4 protein-coding genes and 1 pseudogene are annotated in these 4,690 nt (G+C 58.5%); 3 read left to right on the top strand and 2 right to left on the bottom strand.

Annotated elements, in window-relative coordinates; all coding sequences use genetic code 11:
- Together CVM50_RS17795 and CVM50_RS17790 are read left to right on the top strand one after the other, a co-directional pair.
- A pseudogene (locus CVM50_RS17795) lies at nt 1-440 on the top strand (hypothetical protein); the annotation flags it as partial.
- On the top strand, nt 437-1,114 hold the full coding sequence (locus CVM50_RS17790) for a hypothetical protein (RefSeq protein ID WP_085886600.1): 678 nt from the start codon (nt 437-439) through the stop codon (nt 1,112-1,114). The pseudogene CVM50_RS17795 and the gene CVM50_RS17790, both read left to right, overlap by 4 nt.
- 262 nt (nt 1,115-1,376) lie before the next feature.
- Here the strand turns inward: CVM50_RS17790 and CVM50_RS17785 are convergent, their stop codons facing one another.
- Both CVM50_RS17785 and CVM50_RS21510 read right to left on the bottom strand, forming a co-directional pair.
- Nucleotides 1,377-2,516 carry a hypothetical protein gene (locus CVM50_RS17785; RefSeq protein WP_143515562.1) on the bottom strand — a complete coding sequence of 380 codons (1,140 nt, stop codon included), beginning with the start codon at nt 2,514-2,516 and terminating at the stop codon, nt 1,377-1,379.
- 97 nt (nt 2,517-2,613) lie between these two features.
- On the bottom strand, nt 2,614-3,480 hold the full coding sequence (locus tag CVM50_RS21510; protein ID WP_143515561.1) for a hypothetical protein: 867 nt from the start codon (nt 3,478-3,480) through the stop codon (nt 2,614-2,616).
- A 646-nt stretch (nt 3,481-4,126) separates the two neighbouring features.
- On the opposite strand from CVM50_RS21510, the gene CVM50_RS17780 reads away from it, so the two are divergent.
- The coding region (locus CVM50_RS17780) for an NYN domain-containing protein (protein WP_232618289.1) at nt 4,127-4,690 on the top strand (564 nt) is incomplete at its 3' end.

Below are 4,690 nucleotides of genomic sequence, written 5' to 3'. Positions count from 1 at the left end.
TGAGCGACGCCAACCTGCGGCGGCTCTTCGAGGCGATGCGCTCGAAGGGCGAGGGGAGGGCCCGAGACTTCTGGCCGAGCCATGCGGCCTTCGTCGCCCTGGCCCAGGTGGCGCAGCCGCGGCCGCTGGAGGAGATGCCGGGCCTCGCCTCCTGGTTCGGCAGTGCCGCTGGCCGCGCCGCCCTGGCCGAAGGGCGGCTGGTCGAGGAATACCGCTGGTGGCTGTCGAAGCACCGCCCGCCGCTGAACCCGCAGGAACGCCGGATCATCGCCGACCGGGCCGGGGCGGCACAATCGAAGGTCGCCCGCCTGCGCGAGCGCCTTGGCCTGCGCCTGCCGGTGGACGCGACCGACCGCGAATGGCTCCACGCCTATGAAGCGCACCAGGACGCAGCCAAAGAGCTGGTGCGGCGCGGCCAGGCACAGGGAGAGGCGGCATGACCATGGCTCTCCGACATCGCCCCCGCGGGCTCAGCAGCACGTCTCCGCGCGAAGTCACCATCCAGCAACTGCTGGACTGGGCGTTCCAGAAGGAGAAGATCCGGATCGACTTCGACCAGGGCGCCAATGAACGGCCGCAGGGCGCGCTCAAGGGCTACGGCATGGAGCACATCCTGATGCGGCAGGCCGAGCTCGGCTGCCGTGTGCAGGGCGGAGGAACGTCCGAGCCGCATCCCGACGCGGACGCAGTGGCCGATGCCCTCGCGCAACTGCCCGAAGGCGTTGGTGGCCGGCGAATGGCGTTGGTGATCGCGGATCTTTGCCGCGCGGGTGAAACCCTGGGCTGGGGCTCAGACCTTGCGCCGCAGGTGCAGCCCATCGACTGGAAGCAGACGAAGCACGGCCGCTTTGCCGTCACCGAAACCTGCGGCAAGGCGCGCTACACCAGCCGCGGCAAGGTGCGGGAGGTGGACCTGCGCTGCTGCCCGATCACGATCGAGAACCACCCGCGCGACCAGGCGCGGGCGCGGCGGGATTACCTGCTCTGGTGGGCGGCGCTGAAAGAGCTCCGGGATACCTTCCGGATCTACGGCGGGCTGACCGCGCACCAGGTCACCGAGGCGCTGCCACCGATGAAGCCATGGGAGGCGGAGGGGGCCAGGCGGGCGGCCTGAGCAGATCTAGGGCAGAGCAGAGGAGGGCCGGAGCGGATGCCTCGGCCCTTTGTGTTGGCGACGCGAGGTCCACTGCTGATTATAGGGTGCCGTTGATTGAAAAGCGGACTTCCCGAAAGTAGCTCCTCAATGGCTGCTTTGCGCAGGAAGCTGATCTAGCCAAGTTTTTTCCCTAGATTGGCATGGCTCAGAGAGTGCCCAATGAGGAAGTCGTTTGTGCGGGACCTCCCCAAGAAGCCAGGGAAAGCTAGGAAACTCCGCTTCAGTCGGATAGGAGTTGCCGAACCTTGGCTCGTTGTGCGGAGCCTTTTGCTGTTCGGTCGAGGGCTTCTCGGAGAACGCCTATCTGGTTCGAAGAGAGGTCCATGTGAACGTCTGAGGCAAAGTCGAATAGAGCGGTGAAGCTGTTAATTCGGGTTAGCGCCTCATCAAGTGAGAGCGCCCCAACAGCCCCGCGATTGTCGTTTAACCATCTGAGCATTTCAAGGGTTCTTTCTACACGCCCTTGATGCATGACTTGCCGAAACAAGGCACTACGAACCTTCGTTGGGACCCGGGCTTCCAGAACTTGGCGGGTCTGTGACGCTGGCCAATCAGCTCTGACGATACGGAGAGCAATGCGTTCTGCTTCGTCGGAGGAACAATTGAAATCTACTGTCTCGACGAAGGCGATTTTATGTGAAGGACTATCTAAGTGGTCTAGCACTTTCTCAATCGCCTTTGGGTGAATGGGGCGGTAGCTGTTAATCTGCTTCGCTCGTCCGACAATCGAACTGAAGACGGGATCGGCGAAGTGCTCGTTCTTTTGCTCCTCCTTCTTGGCGAGGACAAGCTCCAAGGGGTCCCCGTACACCCACTGCGCATCTAATACCGGGTTTGGCTGGAGCTGCCCGATCAAGTCTCCAACTGCGTCCCCAAACTCTGCAAAGTAGTCATCCATGAGCAATGCGGCAGTGCTTTCGCCGATCTCGCAATGCAGATCTCCAAGAAGGCGAAATAGTTCGACAAAGAAACCCAGGCTGGGTTCACCTGCAAAGTGAATCAAATCTATGAGAACATGTTGGGTGTAATTCTGGTCGAGCGGCTTGTCCGAAGGATAGTTCCTTTCCAAAGGTGAGAGCAGTGTGTGCTTCAAAAGATCAGCATCTAGAATCCTTTCTCCTTTCATGTCGACGACCTGGGCGCTTTGAGCTTCGAAGTTTTCAACAAAGTTAGAGATCATCTCAACTCGGATCGATCGGATGTTCTTGCGCATCCTGCGTGTCCGCAGTGCGCGGCTGCCTTTCTCAAATTTCGCACGCTGCTCAGCTGTGATACGCGCATCGTAAAACCGAGCGCCCTTATTTGTAAGGTAATCAATGTTTTGACCGGAGAGATCGATTCCAGTCAGATCAATGTTCATGAGAATCATGTCTGCGGGGATACCAGAGGTCGCGGACGCTTGGGCAGCGAGTTCCTCCAAGTCTCTGCTGTCGGAGGATAAAACCTCCTCGGCTGCTTTAAGAGCTTTGATCAAGGATGGGGATTGTCGCATCACAAATTGTCATCTCCGCATAAGGATCATCTATGAGGTGGCCGACCGACAACCCTTCCGAAATAAGCGCTTCACGAATAACGCCTCGGGCGATCAGTACACGTTCTTTTCTACCCGGTTTTCCCAGCAGCCGCCCTTCTTTATCTTCATCTTTCAGCCTAATATCAAAGATGTCTATATCTTCGCGCAAGCAGCGCACCTCGATATGGGTAGTTGGGGTCAAAGCATTGGCTTCTTCTTGGGAACGCCTTTCCTCGTTTCTGATGTCAATCAAGGTCAAGCGGGGCTCCGTTCGCACATCGAACACCGGGCCCATGAGGCAGCCACCCAGCTCTTGACCGTTCACGCTCCACGCATCGTGACCTTCTCGGGAGCGCGTGAACTGCTCGTTATACGAACTTTTGGAGAGGTTGAGTGTGCTCGATCGCTCGGACGTTGCGCTTATATTGCCTTCGATACCGGCTTCGAGGGACGGTTTGTGCGAGAGGCCGAGCTTGGTGCGAACCCCTCCGGAGGCTTTCCTCTGCTTTGATAGCGTGATCTCTTGGGGGGACATGGGCTTTTGACGCCGTACGCTGGAACGATCTACCGAAAAGCCACTGAGCGGTCGGATGAAGACTATCTCACATTGCTTCACCCCGACTTTGAAGGTCACTGCAGTGTCTTTTCCGCCTCCTAGGCGCTCGATATTGAAGCTGACATCCGCATAGAGTGTGAAGCGGCGCGGGTCCTCAAGGGATCGCTGAAACCAAGCATCGACAACAACTAGGCGCTTGAGGCTTCGGTGAGTATTGTCTGTGAAGTCTGACAATCGATTTGGAGAATTGACCATTGCGATAACCTCAACTGCGCTCAGCCAAAGCCTAGTCGTTCTGGCTCTGCTTGCAAGTGAGTTGACTTGTGGCGGTGAATTTCCGAGCTCAGAAATCTCACCTACTTGGTATCGCTACCTGATGTGCGACTGGTAGCAGGGTGAAGAGTCCTCTTGGCAGCCAAGAGTGAGACAACTGCCGATGCCGGGGTCACAATCAACCTAGTGTTATACGTCGGTATACCTGAGGGTCATGAAGGGCTGGGCCTGGCCATCGGCTTGTGTGGAAAGAATGAGACCGCTTAAGGCTGGCTCCGGTCCTTCGCTGCGCTTGGCGTGACGGCTGGCTCTGGGCCGATCGCGACCGGTCCGGCGGCCTGGCCTGTCGCCGATAGGGCGTCTGCTGCCAAGGCGTCAGTGCCGTTGGCCAAGGTGCATCGGATTAAAACTCGCCACCCTTAGTGTCGAAGGTACCCCTTCATTTAGCACTTTGGGAGGATGTCTCGTAAGGGGCTGAGCCTTACCGTTCCTTTGCAGCTTTCTGATCGGGGCCCTTCGACTGCCTTTACTCTTTGCTTGAAGGGGGGGCGAGGGGCCAAGGGGCCCGCGACATGCTGCTTGCTGCGCTGCCGCTCACATAGTTATCTGTCGCCGAAGGAGAGCTCCTGTGTTCGGATTGATCTTCATTTTCGCCTTATCCCTCTCAGCTCTCCTGGCTAGCTTGTTCGTGCCTGGGCTTTCGGACCTTGTGCTTCTGGCGGGACCTGGCGTGATTGGCAGCCTGCTTCTTCTGCTCTGGCGTGTCTGGGGAACTGGCCTTTCGCGGCGTGTGAAGACGCCGTGGATCCTGCTGGATGGCTCCAACATCATGCACTGGAAGGGACGCGGTCCGGACATCGCTGCGGTTAGAGATGTCACGCAATGCCTGAGCACCAAGGGCTACGCGCCTTGCGTGGTTTTCGATGCAAATGTTGGATACAAGCTGGTCAATCGGTATCAGGGCGATGTCGAGCTTGCGAAGCTCTTGGGGCTTCGAGTTGGCAGGGTAATGGTTGTCGCCAAAGGTACACCTGCAGACGAGGTCATTCTCGCTGCGGCCCGCGATTATGATGCGCGCGTGGTCACCAATGATCGCTTTCGAGACTGGGTTGAACAGTACCCGGAGCTCGCCCGCGGCAACCGTCTCGTGCGCGGAGGTTATCGCTCCGGGGAGCTTTGGTTGGCGCTGCCT

Source organism: Pseudooceanicola marinus, assembly GCF_002786295.1.
Classification (GTDB): domain Bacteria; phylum Pseudomonadota; class Alphaproteobacteria; order Rhodobacterales; family Rhodobacteraceae; genus Pseudooceanicola; species Pseudooceanicola marinus.
The sequence above is the reverse complement of the archived record's forward strand: the minus strand, read 5'-3'. Positions and strand labels throughout refer to the sequence as shown.